This window comes from Flammeovirga sp. EKP202, assembly GCF_014534745.1.
Classification (GTDB): domain Bacteria; phylum Bacteroidota; class Bacteroidia; order Cytophagales; family Flammeovirgaceae; genus Flammeovirga.
In genome coordinates, this window is the sequence record NZ_JACVVP010000175.1 from 1 (window position 1) to 224 (window position 224).

A 224-nucleotide genomic window follows, 5' to 3' on the forward strand; every position below is an offset into this window, starting at 1 on the left:
GCGATCGTAGCTCAGTTGGTTAGAGCACCGGTTTGTGGTTCCGGGGGCCGTGGGTTCGAATCCCATCGTTCGCCCAACAGTTTTAGCACTTTCAAGCAATTGGAAGTGCTTTTTTTTATGTCTTAGGCTTAGCTTTCCCCTTATTTTGGGTCACTAACAAAAAGTGGGCAAAAAACATAATGTTGTTATCTTTGTCATGTTATGAATGATGATTTATTAGCCTT

At 42.0% G+C, this 224-nt stretch carries 1 tRNA gene; it reads left to right on the plus strand.

What is annotated here, in order from left to right:
* Positions 1 to 74 (plus strand) — tRNA-His (locus IC221_RS29450).
* Positions 75 to 224 lie beyond the last annotated feature (150 nt).